Consider the following 22,006-nt stretch of genomic DNA (forward strand, 5'->3'; position numbering starts at 1 on the left):
ATTGCGCGGGGGATGCCGGGCTGCGTCGCCGGTGATGCCCCGAGTGCGAAAAAAACGGCCGTCTCCCTCTGCCGGTTGCACGGTTTGCCCGTGCTTTTTAGCGTGATATCCCTGCTTGGCGCGTAGCGTTCGCGCACGGATTCACGACCGGCTCAATCGTTATCGATACTGCGCGGCGACATCCGCCATCGTGAAAAGGGGCCCGCTAATAGCGATCGGCAAACCCATCGCGCCGATGCAAGGTACCGTCTCACTCTACAGCATGTTGGGAAAATATTATCTGGGAATGTACCGATCAGTCCGCTTGGTTACGGATTTTTACAATTCGAAGGGAACTCTGTTACACGCCGCCGCCCAGCAAGCCGAAATGCGCCTCCAGATCCAACTCCGCCTGGCGCAGCACGGACAGTGCCGCGACCGCCGATGCTTCCGGATCCTTGGCCTCGATCGCGACGCAGAGCGCCTCGTGCATCGGCAGCGACCGCTCGGCTGCACCATGCGCCTTTATCCCAATATCGAAGCTGGCCTGCAGGATCGCCGACATCGCGTTTTGCATTTGCTGGACGAACTGGTTGCGACACGCCCTGAGCACCACGCCATGAAAGGTCACATCGGCAGTGACATATTCGCCTTCGCCCTCCACCGCGCGTGCCATCGCGTCGAAGGCGGCACGGAGCGCACGACGATCTTCGTCGGTCGCACGGACGGCGGCCATTCGCGCGGCGGCAGGCTCGATAAGGCGGCGTAACTCCAGCAGATCCGCGAACAGTTGCGCATCGACGGCACCGGTTGCCGCACGCCAGCGCATGACATCGGGATCGAACAACTGCCACTCGGAACGCGGCAGCACGATGGTACCGAGCTTGCGGCGCACCGCGAGCATTCCTTTTGCCGATAAGCCTTTGACGGCCTCGCGAATCGTGATGCGACTTACATCGTATTGCTGCGCCAGGACCGGCTCTGCCGGCAGCAGACCGCCGGGCGGAATATCGCCCGCGCAAATACGTTCACCCAATTGCGTGATCACGCGCCGATGTAAGGTCTCCATCATTCCTCTGCTTCTTTTTGACGGAATCGGACATATCCGTTTCAGATATTGTCACCGGGCGTCGGCGGTCGATATCTGTCCCTGAAAAGGCGCCCGGCGTTTGATGAAATCAGTGTAACCGAATCGATTAGAGAGAAAGACGCCACGGCAAGCGCGTCGAACGAATTGCACACCGATAAGCAACAGATGCGCGACGACACGGGGATCGACGGACGGTGCGATGTCGACGTCGGGACGGTATTACGAGATGGCGCCCAAACCATGAGGCGTAAAATCCCGCTACCCGCGCGATTTTTCCATTCCCTGAGCGGCGTCCCTAAAACGCCGCACACCCGAACGAAGGAGTACCCGCATTGACCGGCCTAGCCGCCCCCTCCGCCCTTTTACTGTCTCTCTCCCTCTGCTTGTCGATTGCCGCGATGGTCTGGCCGCATGTGACCTTCGCGCAGGATGCCCGCACGGCGCACCGCTCCCCACACCGTGCGGCAGCACCGGCCGTCAAGAGTCGTCCGCATGCGCAGAAGCCGCCCCGTTCGCCGCATGGTCGCACCACGCACCATCGGACCCATGTCGCGGCGCCGAAGCCCACGCTCAAGGCAACGGCAAAGCCGAAAGCAAAACAGACGCTCAAACCCCGACATCATCCACGGACGACGCCGGCACACACCCGTATCGCAAAGCGGCCGAGCAAAGCGCAAAGGGCGACGCGCCATGCGAAAGTACAGGTGCCGCGCGTGTCCCCGAGTGCCGCCACGGCGGCCGCGTTGATGGGCGCCACGGCGGAAGCACGCGGGCCGATTCAGACGCGCGTCGCGCCGAGCGGATCGCTTGCATCGCGCCTGGCGCCAAGCGGACCGACGCTGTTGGCGCGCTGCGGTTATACGCCCCATGCGCGCCACGCGCTGCGGACCCGCGCCATCTATGTGCGGGACGCGCGCTCCGGCAAGGTCCTGTTGACGAAGGACGCCACGCGCGTGCGCCCGATCGCTTCCTTGTCGAAGATGATGACGGCGGTGGTGGCACGCGATAGCCATCGCCCGTTGTCCGACAAACTCACCGTCACCGCCGCCGACAAGGATTACATCAAGTTCACGCACTCGCGCTTGAAAGTGGGATCGACGCTGTCGCGCGCCGATATGTTCCATATCGCGCTGATGTCGTCGGAGAATCGCGCCGCGGCGGCCTTGAGCCGCGACTATCCCGGCGGACGCCCGGCCTTCATGCAGGCGATGAATGCGAAGGCGCGGGCACTCGGTATGCGACGCACGCACTTCGACAACCCGACCGGTCTCTCGCCGCACAACGTGTCGACGGCCGAAGATCTGGCGAAGCTCGTGGACCACGCGGCATTGGATCCGCTACTGCGTCGCTTCAGCACCGATAAGTGGGACATCGTTCATCCGGGCCATGGTGAGCTGGTCTATGTGAATTCCAATCGCCTGGTACGGCTGAGCCATTGGCCCGTGGCCTTGCAGAAAACCGGATTCATCAACGAAGCCGGTCACTCGATGATGATGCGGCTCGATGTACACGGCCATCCGATCACGATGGTCCTGCTAGGCTCGCCGACGCCGCAAGGCGATGTCGATGACGCGATCAAGATCCGCCATTGGCTCGACTGCTCGTTGCAGTCGTGACAACCCGGGATGTAGCTAAAAAGGATGTCATGCCCTATTTGCCGATTTCCAGAGTCACCTACACCGCGCGCGCCGCGTCTATCGCCGCGGCCTTCGCGCTGTTCACCAGCATCGCCCATGCCGATGGCAATCCTGCCGCCGCGCCGGTCGGCACGATCGACATAACCGGCAGCCAGCCACCGGCGACCGTTGCCGCAGTAGCGTCCGGTACGGCAGCATCGTCACCGGCGGCGGCCGGAGCGCCTGCCACGCCGGATGCGGGCACCGATCACGAACACGGCAGCGGCGGCGCACGCAACGCTACCGGGCCCCGATTGCGCGTGGTCGTACCGACCGCTTACGCTTATGCGATACGCGATGTCGCGCGGACCTTTACGGCGCACACCGGCTTGCCGGTCACCGTGCATGTCACGACGGCCGGCAACGCGCCCGCCAGCGTGCGCGAGGGATCGAGCGAGCCGGCCGATGCAGGACAGGCGGGGAGTGCATCGCACGGCCCACATGCATCGCAGACGCACGCTTTCGATATCGTCATCGCCACCGAGGCCGACATCGCGCAGATGCTCGGCCAGGGCCTGATCGCACCGCACAGCGGCACCGCGCTGCCGAAGGTCGGCATCGGCCTGGCCGTGCCGAAGGGCCAGGCGATTCCCGATATCCGCACGATCGCCGCGCTCCGTCGCACCTTGCTCGCCGCCCACACGGTGGTCTTCGAAGACCCGGCAATGGGCGGCCCGAGCGGCGCCAACGTCGTCAAGCTGTTCGATCGACTTGGCGTGGCGGACCGGATGAAGTCACGCTCGAAGATGGTGCCCGCCGACGATATCCGACACGCGCTGACGCATGCGCATGCGGACCTCGTCATCGAGGAAGCACGCTTGTTGCGCGACGCGCCGGGCGTGCAATACGTCGGCGAATTGCCGGCCGGCGTGCAATATTTCACACGCTATGCCGGCGCGGTCACCGCGCGATCGACGCACCCCACCGAGTCGCGCGCCTTGCTGTCCTTCATCGCCGCCGGCCTGTCGCCGCAATTGCAGCGTAGCCCGTAATGACGCGCCCGGCGGCGCGGCGTCGAGGACCGCCCTCGACCGCGTCGCCGCCAGGTTCACGTTTATCCTTTCGGCACATCGGCTTAGCGCTGCGCCGCCCTTCCGCTTCCCCGTTGCACTGCCGTATTCCGCGCCGCCCTGGCGCCGTCTCTCCTGCGCTCGAAATCGCTATTTCCCTTGGTATACAACGGCTTATCCGAGCGGGATTACGGCATGCCAGGCATCGAACTTGCTCAGACCCTGACGATCGAAAGCCGTCGATGAACGGCCGCGAGGGGCAGTGACCCGCACTGCATCCGATGCATCGTCTGCGCTCGCCGCAGTCTTTCCCGCACTACTTTCATCCAGGACGACCATGTCGAACGACATCACGCGCCGCCCCCCGGCTGGCACCGCCGTTTCTTGCCCGACGCTCGGCCCCCATACCGATTCCCAACAGGGAGGTGCCCACACGGCCTCTCGCGGCCGAGCGAACGGTGCCGCCCACGGTACGGACATGCCGCCCGATGGCGATGGCGGTCTCGACAGCGACGGCCTGCAATCGAAAATGACCCGGCGCTCCTTCATGACCTGGGTCAGCGTCAGCGGTGTTGCCGTCTCGCATCTGGCCCACGCCGATACCGCCGCCGAGCGCGCCGATGCGCCGCTGCCGTCCGAACCGGACATTGCCACGCACACGCAGGCGGCCGCGCCGATCGGCAGCGGCGCCGTTCCGGTGCGCTTCACGTTGAACGGCAAGGACACGCAGTTGCAATTGGATCCGCGGACGACCTTGCTCGATTGCGTACGCGAATCGCTGTCCTTGACCGGCACGAAGAAAGGCTGCGACCACGGTCAGTGCGGCGCCTGCACGATCCATGTGAACGGCCGACGGGTCAACGCCTGCCTGAGCCTCGCTGTGGCGCATGACGGCGACACGATCACGACGATCGAAGGGCTGGGCGAACCCGGAAAGCTGCATCCGATGCAGCAGGCTTTCATCGACCACGACGGTTATCAATGCGGCTATTGCACGTCGGGACAGATCATGTCCGGCGCCGCATTGCTGCAGGAGCCTTGCGGCAACAGCGATGCCGCAGTGCGGGAAGCGATAAGCGGCAATCTTTGCCGCTGCGGCGCGTACAAGAACATCGTCTCGGCCGTGCAATCCGTGCGCTTCATGCGCAAGACCTGACCGCAGACACCGCGACGCGATCGGTCACAGCGACCATCGCCTTCCCCTTACCGATTCCGGAGTGCCACGATGCGCACCTTTACTTTCGATCGCCCCGTCGACGCAGCGGCGGCGATCCACGCGGCGGCCCAGTCGTCCACGGCACAGCAAGGCGCCAGCGTGCGCTTTCTCGCCGGCGGCACGACGCTCGTCGACCTGATGAAGCTCGATGTCGAGCAACCGCAGCAATTGGTCGACCTGAACCGGCTCGGCCAATCCGATCCCGCCCTGACGGCAGTCACGCAGCGTGCCGACGGCGCACTGGTCGTCGGCGCGATGGTCCGCAATTCGGATCTTGCCAATCACCCCATCGTCCAGCGTAACTATCCGGTGCTGTCGCAGGCACTGCTCTCCGGCGCGTCGGCGCAGTTGCGCAATATGGCGAGCACCGGCGGCAATCTGCTGCAACGCACGCGCTGCATGTATTTTCGAGATACGGCAATGCCGTGCAATAAGCGCGTGCCCGGCAGCGGCTGCGCGGCGCGCACCGGGGCAAACCGGATGATGGCGATTCTTGGCACCAGCGCGCAATGCATCGCGAGCAACCCGTCCGATATGAATGTCGCGCTGGTGGCCCTGGGCGCGACTGTCGTCATCCGCGGTCCGCACCGGGAGCGCCAGGTACCGATCGACGAATTCCATCTGCTGCCCGGCGATACGCCGTCGCAGGAAACGGTGCTACAACCGGGCGAACTGGTGACGGCCGTCATTCTGCCGCCGCCGTTGACGGGCACCCGATCGATTTATCTGAAACTGCGCGACCGGGCATCGTACGAATTCGCGCTGGCATCCACGGCCGCGATCGTGTCGATGGACGGCGAGCGGATTCGCTTCGCCCGGCTGGCCATGGGCGGCGTCGGCACGAAGCCGTGGCATGCAGTGGAAGCGGAGCGCGTGCTGAACAACGCGCAGGCGAACGACGCGACGTTTGCGGCGGCGGCCGATGCGGTGCTCGCGCATGCGCAACCGCAGTCGCAGAACGGCTTCAAGGTGGAAATGGCCCGGCGCTGTCTGATCCATGCGCTGAACATCGCCTGCGGACGCGTCGCCGGCGCGGCCAGCGTCTGAACCCGAACGGAGCAAGCACTGTGAGAGATTCCTATCGCGACATGACCATGGCCGTCGGCAGCGCGATCACGCGCGTGGATGGCCCCTTGAAATGCAGTGGCCGGGCCCACTACACCTCGGATCGCCGGCTCGACGGCATGCTGATCGCCGTGCCCGTCTCCGCGACGATCGCCAAGGGCGAGTTGACCGCGCTTGATACGCGCGCGGCGGCGGCCATGCCCGGCGTGCGAGCGATTCTGACACACGAGAACATCGGCGGCTTCAACCGCGTCGACAAGAAAAGCGGCATCAAGATCGACGAGTCGCGCCCGCCGCTCGACGACACGACGATCCGCTACTACGGGCAATACATCGCATTGGTCGTGGCCGATACGTTCGAAGAAGCGAGCGCCGCCGTATCGGCCGTGCAGGCAACGTATCGCAGCGCCGGGCAGCCGAATGTCGCCACGCACATGACGCCCGACGAGAAACCGGAAGTCGGCAGCGAACGGGGCGATGCGGAAGGCGCCTTCCAAAGCGCCGACGTGAAGATCGACCACACCTATACGACGCCGATCGAAACGCATAATCCGATCGAGCTGCACGCCAGCGTTGCCGTCTTCGACGGTAGCCATTACACGCTGTACGAGTCGACGCAGGCGATCGTCAATCATCAGGGCGCGATGGCGCAGATCCTGGGCGTGCCGAAAGACCACGTCCGTATCGTCACCGAATATCTCGGCGGCGGTTTCGGCGGCAAGCTCTGGCCGTGGACGCATACGGTGCTGGCGGCCGGAGCGGCGCGCCAATTGCGCCGTCCGATCAAGCTCGTCGTCACGCGCAAGATGATGTTCGAAACGGTCGGCCATCGTCCCAATACGCAGCAACGCTTGCGACTGGGCGCAAACCGCGATGGCCGCCTGACCGCGCTGCTGCAGGACTTCGTCTGTCATGCGCCAGCGCTCGACAAGCGCGCCGAGAATTGCGGCGAAGCCACGCCCTATCTCTACTCCACCGCCAATCTGCGCGTAACCGGCGGCACGAGCCGCCGCGACATCGCACCGGACACGTCGATGCGCGGCCCCGGCGCGGTGCCCGGCCTGTTTGCCGTCGAATCGGCGATGGACGAATTGGCGCTGGCCTTGAACATGGACCCGGTCGCGCTGCGGCTGAAGAATGAACCGACCCAGGACGAAAGCCTCGGCGTCCCCTTCTCGTCGCGGCATCTGGTCGAATGCCTGCAGCGGGGGGCCGACAAGTTCGGCTGGGAGAAACGCGATCCGGCCATCGGGGCGATGCGCGCGCCGGCCACCCCGAATCCGATCACCGGCGTCGCCGGCGATGAGATCCTGGGATGGGGCATGGCATCGGCGTCCTGGATGGCGAAGCGCGTGCCGGCGCAGGCGGCCGTGGCGTTCCGCGACGACGGCACCTTGCGCGTCTCCAGCGGCACGCAGGATATCGGCACCGGCACCTATACGGTATTGGCACAGATGGCCGCCCAGCAGGCCGGCGTGTCGCTCTCGCAGGTCGTGGTCGCCATCGGCGATACGCAGTTGCCGTCGGGACCGATGTCGGGCGGATCGATGGCGACCGCCTCGCTGGTGCCGGCGGTGTCGCAAGCCGCGCGCGACGCGATCGGCAAGCTGCTGCAAGCGGCAACTCGAGCCGAAGGGACGCCGTTCGCCGGCAAGGCGGCCAGCGATCTCGGTTTCGGCGAAGGGCGCGTGCATCTGAACGGCCAACCGGCCGCGGCCGGCGTCCCGTTTGCACAAGTGCTGCGCGCGGCGCGCTTGGACGGCGTCCAAGGCGAAGGCAAGTCGGGCGCCAGCGGCAGCGATCCGAATGCCAAACAGATCTCGATCCACTCCTACGGCGCGCACTTCGTCGAGGTGGGTTGGCAACCGGAGATCGCGCGGCTGCGCGTGCGACGCGTGGTCACCGTGATCGACGGCGGCAAGGTGATCAATCCGAAGACCGGTGCAAACCAGATCGAAGGCGCGATCATGATGGGCGTGGGCATGGCGATGTTCGAACGCACCGAATACGACGAACGGAGCGGCGCGCCGATCAACAGCAATCTGGCCGACTACATCGTCGCCAGCAATGCCGATACGCCCGATATCGATGTGACCTTTCTCGACCATCCCGACACGGCCCTGAACGAACTCGGCGCGCGCGGTATCGGCGAAATCGGTCTGGCCGGCTTCGCGGCCGCGGTGACCGCTGCCGTGCATCACGCCACCGGCGTGCGAGTGCGCGACCTGCCGGTGCATGTGGAGACCTTGCTGGGATCGACTGTGAAAGCGTGATACCTTCGCTGCTGTCGTCGGCGCTTGCTCGAAGCCGCTTTCTTCCGTAGCGATGTCATCCGTGTCCTCTTCTCCGTCTCGCCCCGTATCGCCCCTCAGCAACGCTGCCGACGCGCCGCCGGCGGCGGTTGATACGGCGGCCGATGCTGCGGCGATCGCCGCCGCCATCCGGCGCGCCGAGATCGACGCACAGGCCGGCCGGCTGGACGACGCGCAAGACGGTTTGATGGCCGTGCTCGCGCAGGCCCGGGAACACCTCGACGCGCTGGCCGGCCTCGCCTATCTGGCGATGCGGCGTGACGCCTACGCGGATGCGTCCGCCTGGTTCGATCGCGCGCTCGCGACCGAGGCGCGAGGTGTTGAACAATCGCCCGCCGCCGCCAGCACGCAGGCACGCATCGGCCTGCTGCGCGACGCGGCACTGACGCATCAACGCGCCGGCGATCTCGTGCGCAGTCGTACCTTACTCACGCAGCTGGCGGCGCTGCTGCCGTCCCCGGAAAACCTGCTGGCCTTGGCCATGGGCCATATCGCCCTGCAGGAATACGATGCCGCTCAGCCTTTGCTGGAACGCGCGATCCACGCGCAACCGATGGCCTGGGAGCTGCACTACAACCTTGGCCGATTGCTGGGCATGCGTGGCCGATACGACGAAGAGATCGCGGCGTATCGGCACGCGCTGCGGATCGCGCCGAACGCGGTCCCCCCCGAGGTGAATCTGGGCGTCGCGCTGCGCGATCTGCATCGCTTCGACGAGGCGATGCAATCGTTCAAGCGCGCCGTGCAACGCGATGCCTCGAGTGCCGAAGCCCGCACCAACCGCGCGCAGACTAATCTGATGCGGGGCGAATTCGAGCACGGCTGGCGCGAATACGAATGGCGCTGGCGCGACGGCCCGCCGACGCGGCCGGCTTTCGCCGACGATCGCAATCAATGGGATGGCAAGTCCTCGCTCGCGGACAAGACGATACTGCTGTTCGCCGAGCAAGGCTTCGGCGACACGATGCAATTCGCGCGGCTTGCACTGACGGTGGCCGCACGACAGCCAGGCCGCCTCGTCCTGCGCGTACAGGCGGCGCTGGTGACGTTGTTTGAGGCCTCGCCGGCGTTCATCGATGCCGGCATCGTCATCCTGTCCGACGCGGCCCCGCTGCCCGACTTCGATGTTCAAGCCGCGCTGATGAGCCTTCCGCATCTGCTGAACCTAAGGCTGCTGGCGATACCGACGCCGATCCCTTATCTGTTCGCGCCGGGCGCATCCACACACGATCATCATCCCACGCTTGCCGGACACGCGAACGATCACGCCGCGTCAGCGCATGCCGCCGCCACGGCGGCGCGAGCGCCCGCGCGACGACGCATCGGCCTGGTGTGGCGCGGCAACCCGCAACACGTCAACGATCACAATCGCTCGATCGCGCTGGCGCAATGGGAATCGCTGCTGCGCGAGACGCAGACGGACATCGAATGGCTGGCCTTGCACGATCGCGTGCCCGATACCGAAACCGTGCTGTTGCAGCAGTGGGATAGGGACGGATTGATCCGCGACAGCCGGCCGATGCTGAAGACGTTCGCCGATACGGCGCGCGAGGTGGCAACGCTGGATCTGGTCATCAGCGTCGATAGCGCGGTCGCGCATCTGGCCGGTGCGATGGGCAAGACGGCGTGGATCGTCTTGCCGTTCACGCCGGATTTCCGTTGGCTGCTCACGCGCACCGATACGCCGTGGTATCCGTCCGCGCGGCTGTTCCGCCAGACGGTGCGCGGCGAATGGTCCGACGTGTTCGACGCGATAAAGATGGCGTTGGCGACGGTATAAGGTCCGCTCCGCCAACACCGGATGCGTTGGCCCGCGAGAAGAGAGCGATCAGCCGCCGCGCATCGCCACCGAGCGCGCATGCGCCGCGCCCACGGCGGCCTTGACGGTCTCGAAACAATCACCGGCATCCAGCGCGGCGATCGCGGCGGCCGTCGTGCCGCCCTTCGACGTCACGTTCTTACGCAACTGTTCGAGTTCCAGCGGTGATTGGCTCGCCATCTCGGCGGCGCCGACGAACGTCGCGCGCACCATCTGATGAGCCGCCTCGGGCGGCAATCCCAGTTCGATCGCCTTCTGCTGCATCGCTTCCATGAAATAGAAGACATAGGCCGGGCCGCTGCCGGACAAGGCCGTGACCGTGTCCAGCGCATCTTCATTGTCGAACCAGACCACCTGACCCGCCGCCTCGAGCACGGTTTGCGCCGCGTCGCGGCTGGCATCGGCGACGCCGGCCGGCAGATAGCCGCCCGTCATCCCCTTGCCGATCAACGACGGCGTGTTCGGCATCACGCGCAGGATGTTGGCATAGCCGCCCAGCCATTTCTGCAGCGACGCCACCGTCACGCCCGCGGCGATGCTCAGCACGAGCGCATGCTTCAGCAAGCCGGCCAATTCCGCGGCCAGCGCTTCCAGCATTTGCGGCTTGACCGCCAGCACCACGACATCGGCGGCACCGATCGCGTCGATGGCGGCCTGGTCCGTCACCGCCTTGCTGACCGGCGTGCCGAATGTGGCGGCGAGCTTCGCGCGCCCTTCGTCGTTACGACCGACGACATGGATGCTGTCCGCCGCATGACCCTGCTTGATCAAGCCGCCGATCATCGCGCTGGCCATATTGCCGCCGCCGATAAAAACGATGTTCATGCTGTCCTTCCTATTTCGAAAAGTCATTGAAACCGGGTGATCGCGAACGGCCGCAGATCGATCGTCGGCGTCTCGCCCGTGATCAGCGCAGCCACCAGACGGCCGGTCGCCGGCGCGCAGGTCAGGCCGATATGGCCATGGCCGAACGCATAGATCAGGTTGGACACGCGGGGCGAACGGTCGATCACCGGCAGCGAGTCGGGCGTGCTGGGTCGGAAGCCGAGCCAACGTCTCGGCGTCTCGGACGCCACCGCGTTAGCAGCGGACGTCGATGCGGCTGCGCGGGCATCGGCATGGCCCGACGCCATTCCGACCGATGCCGTCCCCGGTGGCGCACCGTCCCGATGGCTGTCTTGCCAGGTGTCGATTGTCGCGATGGCCGGCGCGAGCGCCGGATACATCCGCGCCAATTGCCGCGCGAGCAGATCGGTACGGCGCCAATTTGCCGGCGCGCTCATCCCGGCCAGCTCGACCGTCCCCGCCGCGCGGACCCGGCCCGCCATCGGCGTGGCGAAGATCTTCGCTTCGGCCCAGAGCGTGGGAATCCGCGGACCGACCGCTGCGAGGCTATCCGGAAGTGCGAGGGTATGCGGAATCTCGATATGGTAGCCGCGCTCGGTGTCCAGCAGGACCTTGTCGCCGACGCCCCGGGCGAGCGCGCCAGACCAGGCACCCGCCGCCACGACGATCGCATCGGCATCGGTGGCGATCAGGCCGGTATCGGTCTGTACGCCGATCGCGCGTCCGTCGCGCGTGGCGATACCGGTCACATTGGCGCGCAGTATCGTGCCGCCATGCGCGCGCACATGATCGGCGATGTGTTTCGCGTAGGCAGCCGGATCGATCACGTGGCCGGTTTCGCCGATATAGCGGGCCCGCAGGAACGTATCGGCCAGATGCGGTTCGCGGGCGCGAAGCGCGTCCCGATCGACATCCTCGACGACGATGCCTTCGGCGGCGCGTCGCTGCATCGATCCGCTGTCACCGTCATACGCGGCCTGCGTGCTGTAGGCGGTCAGATGGCCGACCGAGCGTAGCAGATGTCCGGCACCCACCGCGTCGGCCAATGCCGTGCTCTCTCGCAGCGCGCTGCCGGCGAGCGTCCGCAACGTCTTGACCTGCGCGGCCACGCGCGTCGCATCGGACGCGGCCAGGAAGCGCATCAACCACGGGAGCATCGTCGGAAGATAGCGTGGGCGCAGCACCAGGGGACCGTCCGGATCCATCAGCCAGCCCGGCATTTTCTTCAGCACGCCCGGCATGGCGACGGGAATGATCGACGAGGGATTGATGCAACCGGCATTGCCATGGCTGGCGCCCGCGGCCACGCCGTCGCGATCGATCAACGTGACGCGATAGCCTGCCTGCTGCAGGTGATAGGCGGCGCAAACGCCGACGATGCCAGCGCCGACGACGGCGATCGATTGATCTCTCTGAGGCATGATCCGCAAGCCGCGCGCACTGCCGCCGGCCGGCGTCTGCCGGGACAAATGCGCGAAGGAAAAAGTCAGTAAGCGCGCCGCCTCAATGCCGCTGGAAACGCTCCAGGAACGAGACGATGCGTGGATTGTCCCGCGCGTCGAAGATCTCCTTCGGCGTGCCGGACGCGGCAATTCTACCCTGGTCCATGAAGCAGACCCGATCCGAGATGTCCCGAGCGAACGACATTTCGTGCGTGACCAGGATCATCGTCATGCCGTCCCGGGCAAGATCGGCCATGACCTGCAGCACCTCGCCGACCAACTCCGGATCCAATGCCGACGTGGCTTCGTCGAACAGCATCGCGCGCGGCTGCATGGCCAGCGCACGCGCGATCGCCACCCGCTGACGCTGGCCGCCGGACAGGCGATTCGGATATTGCTGCGCCTTTTCCGCCAGACCGACCTTGTTCAGCAGATCCATCGCCAGCGCGTTCGCCTCGGCGGTGCGCATCTTCTTGATCTGCGTCGGCGCTTCGGTGATGTTCTGCAGGACCGTCTTGTGCGGATACAGATTGAAGTGCTGGAACACCATGCCGAGGTCGCGCCGCAGCAGCGCGGCCGCCTTCTGATTGACGCGGCCCGGCCGCCCCACCGACGGGCGGAAGGTAAAGTCATGCTCGGCAACCGTCAGACGCCCTTCTTCCGGCACTTCGAGCAGGTTCAGGCAACGCAGCAGCGTGGACTTCCCCGATCCGCTCGGCCCGATCAGCGAGACGACCTGCCCGGTGGCGATATCCAGCGAGATATCGCTGAGCACCTTGTGCGTGCCGAAAGACTTGCCGATATCGCGCGCGCGGATCATCGGCACCGGCAGGCCCGCGAGGGTCTGCGCGTGACCATCGGCATCGGCGTCGACGCGGTGCGTCATGGACGTGCTCGTATTGCTCATTTATGCGCTCCCAGACGGCGTTCGAGCCATTCGGCAAACGACGTCACCGGGAACAGCACGACAAAATACAGCACCGCCACCGTGGTGTAGACCTCCAGCGGCCGATACGTCGTGGCCGTGACGACGCTGCCTTGATAGACCAGATCCGCCACGGCGATCGTCGACACCAGCGAGGTGTTTTTTAACTGCATCACGGTCTGGTTGATGAACGACGGGATCATCAGGCGAACCGCCTGCGGCAGGACGATACGACGGAAGACCGTCGTGGACAGCATCCCCGTCGCCTTGCCGGCCTCCCACTGCCCCTTGTCGACGGCCGCGATGCCGCCCCGGAAGATCTCGGCATAGAAGGCGCCGGTGTAGAGCGACAGCGTCAGAAACGATGCCGTCGCCGGCGACATCGACGCGCCGATCAGCACGGGCAGCGCGTAGTACATCCAGATCAACTGCACCAGCAAAGGCGTGCAGCGAAAGATTTCGATATACAGACGGAAAGGCGCCGCCACCCACTTGTTGCCGAAGGCGCGCGCGCTGCCGGCGATCAGGCCCAGCACCAGACCCACCGCCACGGTGACGACCGTGTACAGGACCGTCAGGCCCAACCCGCGCAGGAACAGCACCTTATACGCGAGGATCGTCGAAAAATCCCAGTGATAACCCATCGTTCGCCCAGTGTGATGCGATCAGAAATGCACTTGCGGCGGGATGTCGGTCGGCTTGATGCCGGCCTGCCCGAGCGAGGCGAGCATCCATTCCCGCACCGAGCCCATTAGTCGGCTGTAATCGGCCCAGGTGCTCAGGAAGTCGCGCCAACGATGATCGGCCTCGATACGCACGCCCATATTGGCGGGCATCGTCAGCTCCGGCTTCGGAATCGACAGATCGCCCAGTTGCGGATTCTTCTTTAACGCGTCGATCGCCAGCACCGTCAGCACGACGACATAGTCGGCGCGGCCGCTCGCCAAGGCGAGGAAGGCTTCGGCGCGATGCGGGAAACCGGAGATCTGCGTTTTGGGCAGATAGCGACGTGCGATGGTTTCATGCGTCGTGCCGAGGTCCACCGCGATGCGGATATCGGGCTTGTTGATGTCTTCCCAATTTGCCACTTTCGGCACGCCCTTGCGACCGATGAGCGTGAAGGAGTGCACGATGATCGGCGTCGTGAAATCGATCGACATCGCGCGTGCCGGCGTCGGATTCAGCGCAAACGCCAAATCCACCTTGCCGGTCTGCAGATCGAGAATGGAGTTGGCATAGGTCGACTCGACCTCGACGACCTTCGCGCCGAAGTTCGACGCGATGTCTTTCGCCATGTCGATACAGGCGCCCGACCACTCGTTGGAGACAATGTCCTTGTGGAAGTACGGTTCCTCGCCGGCGAACGCGGCGATGCGCAAGGTCTTGCTCTGTTTCACGCGATCGAAGGTGTTTTGACCGGGCGCAGCCTGCGCACTGGCGCTCTTCGCCACACCGGCCACCGCCGCCACACCCACGCCTGCTACCAGCGAACGCTGCAGAATGTCCCGCCTGTTCATCGTCAAAGGCCTCTCTTGTGATGTTGTGCCGTCATAAGCGTCGATAGACGCGGCATGGCATGCTGCAAGCCTGGCTACCTCGCTCCCGGTCGGTCCGATGCTAGGAAGCCAAAAATAAAGGTGCAACTTCCGCACGAAAATCGCGCCAATCAATGTCCTTACAAAACCGCATCGGCGCAACCCGACATTGCCCCTCGGGCAAATTACGGTTGCGATTCTTCGGAATCCGATGAAAAAGACCGCTTTTGCATCGACGACAACCGGCGCGCAATCATTGCTGATGCCTTACCGCGCGGCAAGCCGTGGAAGCTTCGGGTTGCACCTTTTATTTTTTTGAGAGAGGATTTTTGCGGACCCAACCCGCCTGCCAGCCACGACCATGACCGATCCGACCTCATCGCGCCTCCCCGCCGACGCAGACGCCGCGTCCTCCGCCTCTTACTACGCGGCCCGCGTCGTCGACACGGCCGACATCCCGGTGATCGATATCGGCGACTTGATCGACGGCACGCCCGGGGCGTTGGATGCGGTTGCGGCACAGGTCATGGAGGCATCGCGCCGCATCGGTTTCTTCTATATCCGTGGTCATCGCATTCCGACCGAGATCACCGCGCGCGCGACGGCGGCGATGCGCGATTATTTCGCCTTGCCCGGTCCGGTAAAAGCCAAGCATCCGGTCAATACGAGCCAACGCGGCTGGATGGCAACCGGCGTTGCGCGCCTGGAAGGCTCCAAGACGCACGATCTGAAGGAAATTTTCTTTTGGGGTCCGGAACGATGGGCGGAGCGGCTGGCCGCGCGCAAACAAGCGGACTCGCTGATCGCCGACAACGTCTGGCCCGACGAAGACTTTGCGCGCCTGCGTCAGGACCTGCTGCCTTATTACGATGCGACGCAGGCGGTCGGGCGGGCATTGCTGTCGGCGATTGCTGCCGGTCTCGGACAGGATCCGGCGTTCTTTGAGCATCGCTATACGTCGCCGATGGCGCGTGGACAATTGGTCTACTATCCGGTCTCGACCGCGGACGACGAGCGCGAAGAACGCTTCGGCTCGGCGCCGCATACCGATTTCGGCGTACTGACGCTGCTGCTGCAGGACACCAATGGCGGCCTGCAGGTGCGCAACCGTGCCGGCGAATGGATTGCGGCCCAACCCATCGAGGGCACGCTGGTGTGCAATATCGGCGACCTGTTGAACCGCTGGTCCAATGAAACGCTGAGTTCGAATCTGCACCGCGTGATCAACCGCTCCGGCAAGGAGCGGCATTCGCTCGTGGTGTTCTTCGATCCCGATCCGGACGCCATCATCGATCCGGCCGATCTCGGCTTCCCTGGCGGCCGCGAGAAATACCCCCCCGTGACGACGTCGGAATATATCCACGGGAAGAATCGCAAGAACTTTACGCAATATGGAGCGGTGAAATGACCCCATCGACACCGACGACGCTGTCGGACACGACCCCGGTCCCGAAAACCGACGCCACGGGTCGGCCGCCATTGCGCGTCGGCCTTGCCGGCTTCGGCGCCGTGGGCCAGGACCTGGCGCGCAGGCTGTTGCGTGGCGATCTGCCTGGCGCGGCGCTCGTCGCTGTGTGCGCGAATCGCCTCGATGCGGCTCGCGCACGCTTGGACGCGTTGGATGAGGTGGACGGCGCCGGGGCATCGGTGCCGGTCATGTCGCTGGAGGCGATGTTGCGCGATGTCGATATCGTCTGCGAATGCGCCACCGCCGAATCGTTCCCGGAGATCGCGCGCGCTGTCGTGCGCGCCGGCAAGACGATCATCACCGTCAGCGTCGCGGGCCTGCCCAACACGCCGGATCTGATGGACCTGGCCGCACAGTACGGCGGCCGCATTCGCGTGGCCAGCGGCGGCCTGCCCGGTCTCGACGCGGTCCGCGCCGTGAAGGAGGATGGGATCGAGCGAATCCGGCTGAAAACGACGTTCCGCCCGGAATCGCTTGCGCATGAACCGTTCGTGATCGGCCTGGGTTTCGACTTCGGCAGCATGCCGGCGGCATCGGTCCCTTCGACGAAAGTGTTTGCCGGCACCGCGCGCGAAGCGGCCGCCGCCTTCCCCCGTCACTTCAATGTCGCCATCGCATTGAGCCTGTGCGGCGTGGGCTTCGACAAGACCGATATCGAAGTCTGGGTCGATGGCGCCGTGGAAGGCGCCGTTCAGGAAATCGAAGTGAAAGCCTATGCGGCCGATCTGACGCTGATCAGCCGCAACCGCCCATCGCGTAATCCGCGGACGTCACGTATCGTTGCCCCCAGCATGATGGCGGCGCTGCGCAATTTCGTCGACGTGCTGCAAGTCGGGTCCTAATCCCGGCCACGCAGCGTCGCGGCGTTTTTTACAGCACCGTCTCGGAACGCAGACCGCTTCCGAGCGCGTCGCTGCTTGCAAGGGTCCCGCCCGGATGTCGACTCGCTTGCGCCAATATCGCATCGAGCTTTCGTTCGAGACGGAGGTTCGAGGCGGCGACCAGATAGAGCATGCAGAAGAAATTGACGAGCGGAATGGCGCAGACGACGACCCATGGCACCACCTTCCTTCCCTTGTCTCGCGCAATGCATCCCGCCACGGCCGCAAAGGCCAGGGACGTGATTGACAGCGAAATCAGCGACGAGAGGAATTCCGGGGTCATAAGAGACTCCTTTTTGCAGGGGTGGGTCACGCGCCAACGCGTGGCGGCGCGCAAGCGTAATTTTCAGTAACGTCTCATAAATTACCGGGAACGTCGCCCTTTTTTAACAGCTTTCTACGTGGCGCTGTGGCAACGTGCCGCAAGGGCACAAGCCCGTCCCTCGCGTCCCACTTCCAGAACGCCGTCGATCTTCGCGCTATCTGACGGGATTTCTCCAGCATCTTCTTTCTGACCAATTTGATGCCCGAGCAATCTTCTGTATAATCCGTCTCAGTAGTGGATGGAAACGGCAATGACTTGCCGCGCTCTCCGTGCATCGCGACCGGCTCCGCCGGCCGGGTGTCGTGAGGGCACCGTCGCCAATGCGCTCGATGTTTGTCGCACCTCAGGGTGCATCAAAGCACTTCCGGCAAAGCCGGGGTCCGCGACAGAACGAGACCATTGTGATTCACCTGTACCGCGTGGGACGCCCGTCCGTCAAAACGAGAGGGGCCCATACCGGTACGCCTAGGGTCCAGCCCCAAATAAGGCTGGACTGTCGTCTGCAAAGCAGGCGGTGAAGGGCCAGCGGAGACACTGGCAACTTCCCCGAAGTGCGGCTTCAGATCGTGCTCAATCGGTAGTCAAACCTTCGATTCGTCGCAGGTCCGGCAACGCTTGGCGGCATCAGCAACAAATCAGCATCGTCGTTCGCCTTGCGCAGCCCGACCTTTGCCTCGCATTGGAACTGGTTTCATGGCAATAACGCCCCATTAGTCCGGCGTCTTTGCCATCGCGCAGTACCCGTCGCGCCATCGCGCTCGCGGCAGAAAGCGGCCTATCGCCGCCGGATCGCTTCGTGCCGATTGCCCGACGTGCCCGTGCTCGTCCATCGCTCGCAGAACGCGTGCCATGCCGAGTGTGGCCTCGCTCGTCCCGAATTTTCGCGACGGGTCCTGGAACCCCACCACGGAGTCTTCTCGCTGATGTCAGCCCATCAAAACCACACGCTGGACCGTTCGAACGATCGGCCATCGCGCAACACAAAAGACACACGCCCAAAGCAGGCGTCCGCACAACGTCCGATGCAACAAGCAGGCGCCGCCTCCTTGGGCGCGTCCGCCTCCCGCGCACCGGCAGCCCGCGAAGGCCTGCTGGAACGGATCGGTTTGCCGCGCTCCCTATCGATCGGCTTTTTAGGCCTGCTGCTATTCATGATCGGCGACGGCGTGGAAGCCGGCTATCTCGCGCCTTTCCTGCATAGCCATGGCGTCTCGAATGCCAAAGTCGCCTTGCTGTTCACCGTCTACGGCGTGACCGTGTCGATCTCGTCCTGGCTGTCCGGCGCCTTGTCGGACCTGTGGGGACCGAAGCGCGTCATGACGATCGGCCTGGCGATCTGGATGGTCTTCGAAGTGATCTTCCTTGTCTTCGGCGTGCAGACGCAAAGCTATTCGATGATGCTGCTCGCTTATGCGGTGCGTGGACTTGGCTATCCGCTGTTCGCTTTCGGCTTCCTGGTATGGATCGCCGCCGCAACGCCGGCACGGCAGATGGGCTCCGCGGTGGGTTGGTTCTGGTTTGCGTTCGCCGCCGGCTTGCCGACGCTCGGTTCGCTGTTCGCCAGCGTCGCCATTCCGATGATCGGTCAGGTTCAGACCTTCTGGGCGTCCCTGGGTCTGGTGACATTGGGCGGCGTGATCACGCTGGTGGGCTGCCGCGACAAGTCGGGCACGCTGCGCATGGCCGATCCGAATACGCACCCGGTGAAGGTCGTGTTGGGCAGCGTCACCATCCTCTGGCGCGAACCGAAGATCGCGATGGCCGGTGTCGTGCGTGCGATCAATACGTCGTCGGAATACGCTTTCCTGGTGATCATGCCGGCCTTCTTCACGAAGGTGATCGGCCTGACGCTGGAAGACTGGCTGCACTTGCTGTCGATCATCTTCCTCAGCAACATCGTTTTCAATCTTGCATCGGGCGTCGTGGCCGATCGCGTCGGTTATCGTCGCGTTATCGGTTTTGCCGGCGGGATCGGCTCGGCGATCACCGTGCCGCTGATGTACTACATGCCGCTGATGTTCAAGGGCGACTTCACGATGATCGCCGTGTTCGGCGTGCTCTACGGCGCAACGCTGGCTTGCTTCGTACCGCTGTCGGGTCTGGTGCCGCAACTGTGCCCGAAAGAAAAGGGGCCGGCCCTGTCGATTCTCGGCCTCGGCGCCGGCGTTAGCGTCTGGCTCGGTCCGCTGGTCGTGACCTTGTTCCAAGGCTCGGTCGGTATCGGTGGCGTGATCTGGGTCTTCTCGGGCATGTATCTGTTCTCCGCATTCCTGACCTTCTTCCTCAGCGTCTCGCCGGAAGCGAAGGCCTACGCCGCGGAAAATCCGGATGCAGACGGCGCCCCGTCGTTGGCACATTAAACGACGCACGCGCTATCATTTCGCGGGCCTTTTCCTGGCCCGCACACCGCGCCGACGATGCCCCGCAGAACGCATTCGTCGGTGTCGACATCGCTTTTCCCCTCGCATGTTCCAACCGCCCCCGCCAGCAAGGCAAGCTGCTTGCTCCAGCAGGGGAATCGGTAAAAACCCCCTTAAATACAGCTGTATATTGTAAACGCCCGATTCAATCGGACGTCCGCACGTGAGCAGCACGCGACACTTCCTGCGCAGAAAACGCTTAACACGCCAAACTGATCAGGATTGCTTTAAGCGGGAATCAGCTATGCCCTATGCTCTCACTAACACAGCAACCGCTGTGTAGAATGATTGACACGGCATGTGTTAAATGAATTTCGGATCTTTTATTCAGCGCGAACATGTGGAGCGCTCGAGCATGGACAGCAGCCCCGATCGCGTCGTGCATGCGCATGACCATTGGTGGCAGGGGTCGCTTGGCGGCGGCTCGCTGCGAGGAATGCGTGCGCGTTTGCGCGCACGCATCGCCATGCATCGGCGCTGGATATTGTGGGCTTGGTCGCATGTCGTCGTTGCGGGCGGGACGACATGCGCGGTGGTGATGATGGCGCTTTGCGCATGGTCGCTGTACCAAAGTCGGCTCGATACCTTCCATAACGCACAGGCGCACCTGCAGAGCATCACGTCCGTCGTCGAACGCGATATCGAGCGAAATTTCGAGCTCTATTCCTTGTCGCTCGACGCAGCGGTCGACGGCATGCAGCAGCCACAGGTCATGCGCTTGCCACCCGGTCTGCAACGTCAGGTGCTGTTCGATCGTGCCGCATCGGCGCAATTCCTTGGCTCGATGCTGATCCTGAATCCGGAGGGCGATATCATCATCGACTCCGAACACGACATCCCGCGTGCGGGAAATTTTGCCGATCGCGATTATTTCCAGGTACAGCGCGAAAACACCGGCGTCGGCCTCTACGTCAGCGATCCCTTTAAATCCCGGTTGCGCGAAGAAGCGTGGACGATCGCGATGTCGCGTCGCTTGAACCACACCGACGGATCGTTCGCCGGCGTCGCGACGTTGAGCGTGCGACTGCAATACTTTCGCTACTTGTTTTCCAGCTTGAATCTGGGACACGGGATGTCCGTTACGCTGGTCAAGGACAGTGGCGAGCTCGTCATGCGCGAGCCGTTGGTGGATCCGTCGGTCATCGGTCAATCGTTCGCCGGCAGTCAGGCATTCGAACATTTCAATGCCACGCAAGAAGGCTCGTTCGTCGCGCACTCACGCTCGGACAACACGGATCGACTCTATGCGTATCACCGTCTTCCGGGCTTGCCAATGATCGTCGCCGTCGCCTCATCGCTCGACGACATCTATGCCGAATGGTGGCGCCGGACGATGACGATCGGTCTGCTGATGTTGATGAGCGGAATCGGCTTCGTTGCAATGGCCGCCACGCTCGGCAAGCAATTGCGCCGACGCATGGCAGCCGAAGTCGAATTGGAAGTGATGGCGCGTACCGATGGATTGACCGGCCTGAGCAACCGCCGCATGTTGACGGAAATCCTCGATCGAGAATGGGCCAACGCACACGTTAGCGGCAGTGCTTTCTCACTGCTGTTCGTCGATATCGATCATTTCAAGATGTTCAACGACACCTATGGACACCAGGCAGGCGATGTCACCCTCTCTGAAGTTGCACGTTGTATCCGCGAGAGCATCCGCGCCGATGTCGACAGCGCGGCCCGGTATGGCGGCGAGGAGTTCGTCATCGTCTTGCCGGACACCGGCCCCGTGGCAGCGAACGGCGTCGCGCACAAGGTGCTGCAGGCCATCCGGTCATTGCATATACCGCATGACTTGAGCACGTATGCGCGCGTCACCGCCAGCATCGGCATGGTCACCTGGTCGGCACAGACCGACCGGTCGATCCCGGCCCTGATCAAAGCCGCTGACGATGCCCTCTATCGCGCGAAGGCGGAAGGGCGCAATCGCGTGGTGTCCGAGTTGCCGGTGCCCTCGACGGCCGCGCCAGCGATCGGCTGAAAACCGGCCAGCCGAA

17 protein-coding genes are annotated in these 22,006 nt (G+C 64.1%); 10 read left to right on the forward strand and 7 right to left on the reverse strand.

Features of this window, described 5'->3' with window-relative positions:
• Nucleotides 1–340 precede the first annotated feature (340 nt).
• The gene (locus tag ABEG21_RS00250; RefSeq protein ID WP_347555313.1) at nt 341–1,051 is read right to left on the reverse strand and encodes an FCD domain-containing protein; all 711 of its coding nucleotides are present in this window, start codon (nt 1,049–1,051) and stop codon (nt 341–343) included.
• Nucleotides 1,052–1,401: 350 nt separating this feature from the next.
• On the opposite strand from ABEG21_RS00250, the gene ABEG21_RS00255 reads away from it, so the two are divergent.
• From ABEG21_RS00255 to ABEG21_RS00280, 6 genes are all read left to right on the forward strand, one after another.
• The gene (locus ABEG21_RS00255; protein ID WP_347555314.1) at nt 1,402–2,685 is read left to right on the forward strand and encodes a serine hydrolase; all 1,284 of its coding nucleotides are present in this window, start codon (nt 1,402–1,404) and stop codon (nt 2,683–2,685) included.
• Between the two features lie 29 nt (nt 2,686–2,714).
• On the forward strand, nt 2,715–3,737 hold the full coding sequence (locus ABEG21_RS00260; RefSeq protein ID WP_347555315.1) for a substrate-binding domain-containing protein: 1,023 nt from the start codon (nt 2,715–2,717) through the stop codon (nt 3,735–3,737).
• A 664-nt stretch (nt 3,738–4,401) separates the two neighbouring features.
• A complete protein-coding gene (locus ABEG21_RS00265) occupies nt 4,402–4,911 on the forward strand; it encodes a 2Fe-2S iron-sulfur cluster-binding protein (protein WP_347556828.1) in 510 nt (169 codons plus the stop codon).
• A gap of 69 nt (nt 4,912–4,980) precedes the next feature.
• Nucleotides 4,981–6,018: a xanthine dehydrogenase family protein subunit M gene (locus tag ABEG21_RS00270; RefSeq protein ID WP_347555316.1), complete on the forward strand. Its 1,038-nt coding sequence runs from the start codon at nt 4,981–4,983 to the stop codon at nt 6,016–6,018.
• Between the two features lie 20 nt (nt 6,019–6,038).
• Nucleotides 6,039–8,309, forward strand: coding sequence for a xanthine dehydrogenase family protein molybdopterin-binding subunit (locus ABEG21_RS00275; protein ID WP_347555317.1), 2,271 nt, complete (start codon nt 6,039–6,041; stop codon nt 8,307–8,309).
• 61 nt (nt 8,310–8,370) lie between these two features.
• Complete coding sequence (locus tag ABEG21_RS00280) at nt 8,371–10,128, forward strand: tetratricopeptide repeat protein (RefSeq protein ID WP_347555318.1); 1,758 nt, start codon at nt 8,371–8,373, stop codon at nt 10,126–10,128.
• A 48-nt stretch (nt 10,129–10,176) separates the two neighbouring features.
• Here ABEG21_RS00280 and proC read toward each other — a convergent pair whose 3' ends face one another.
• From proC to ABEG21_RS00305, 5 genes are all read right to left on the reverse strand, one after another.
• Nucleotides 10,177–10,992 (reverse strand): pyrroline-5-carboxylate reductase, encoded by an 816-nt coding sequence (proC, locus tag ABEG21_RS00285; protein ID WP_347555319.1) that lies wholly within the window; start codon nt 10,990–10,992, stop codon nt 10,177–10,179.
• Between the two features lie 23 nt (nt 10,993–11,015).
• Entirely contained in the window at nt 11,016–12,434 is a 1,419-nt protein-coding gene (locus ABEG21_RS00290; protein ID WP_347555320.1) for an FAD-dependent oxidoreductase, read from the reverse strand.
• Between the two features lie 82 nt (nt 12,435–12,516).
• Nucleotides 12,517–13,275 (reverse strand): amino acid ABC transporter ATP-binding protein, encoded by a 759-nt coding sequence (locus ABEG21_RS00295; RefSeq protein WP_347556829.1) that lies wholly within the window; start codon nt 13,273–13,275, stop codon nt 12,517–12,519.
• Between the two features lie 83 nt (nt 13,276–13,358).
• Complete coding sequence (locus ABEG21_RS00300) at nt 13,359–14,024, reverse strand: amino acid ABC transporter permease (protein WP_347555321.1); 666 nt, start codon at nt 14,022–14,024, stop codon at nt 13,359–13,361.
• Nucleotides 14,025–14,045: 21 nt separating this feature from the next.
• Nucleotides 14,046–14,897 (reverse strand): transporter substrate-binding domain-containing protein, encoded by an 852-nt coding sequence (locus tag ABEG21_RS00305; protein ID WP_347555322.1) that lies wholly within the window; start codon nt 14,895–14,897, stop codon nt 14,046–14,048.
• A gap of 379 nt (nt 14,898–15,276) precedes the next feature.
• Here ABEG21_RS00305 and ABEG21_RS00310 point away from each other — a divergent pair, with 379 nt between their 5' ends.
• Both ABEG21_RS00310 and ABEG21_RS00315 read left to right on the forward strand, forming a co-directional pair.
• Nucleotides 15,277–16,323 carry a 2-oxoglutarate and iron-dependent oxygenase domain-containing protein gene (locus tag ABEG21_RS00310; RefSeq protein ID WP_347555323.1) on the forward strand — a complete coding sequence of 349 codons (1,047 nt, stop codon included), beginning with the start codon at nt 15,277–15,279 and terminating at the stop codon, nt 16,321–16,323.
• The gene (locus tag ABEG21_RS00315; protein WP_347555324.1) at nt 16,320–17,225 is read left to right on the forward strand and encodes an aspartate dehydrogenase domain-containing protein; all 906 of its coding nucleotides are present in this window, start codon (nt 16,320–16,322) and stop codon (nt 17,223–17,225) included. The genes ABEG21_RS00310 and ABEG21_RS00315 overlap by 4 nt, the downstream gene beginning before the upstream one ends.
• Nucleotides 17,226–17,253: 28 nt before the next feature.
• Here ABEG21_RS00315 and ABEG21_RS00320 read toward each other — a convergent pair whose 3' ends face one another.
• Entirely contained in the window at nt 17,254–17,547 is a 294-nt protein-coding gene (locus ABEG21_RS00320; protein WP_347555325.1) for a hypothetical protein, read from the reverse strand.
• A gap of 965 nt (nt 17,548–18,512) precedes the next feature.
• Here ABEG21_RS00320 and ABEG21_RS00325 point away from each other — a divergent pair.
• Nucleotides 18,513–19,949, forward strand: a complete 1,437-nt coding sequence (locus tag ABEG21_RS00325; protein WP_347555326.1) for an MFS transporter — start codon at nt 18,513–18,515, stop codon at nt 19,947–19,949.
• Nucleotides 19,950–20,364: 415 nt separating this feature from the next.
• Nucleotides 20,365–21,990 carry a diguanylate cyclase gene (locus tag ABEG21_RS00330; RefSeq protein ID WP_347555327.1) on the forward strand — a complete coding sequence of 542 codons (1,626 nt, stop codon included), beginning with the start codon at nt 20,365–20,367 and terminating at the stop codon, nt 21,988–21,990.
• Nucleotides 21,991–22,006: the final 16 nt, after the last annotated feature.

The organism is Robbsia sp. KACC 23696 (assembly GCF_039852015.1).
Taxonomy (GTDB): domain Bacteria; phylum Pseudomonadota; class Gammaproteobacteria; order Burkholderiales; family Burkholderiaceae; genus Robbsia.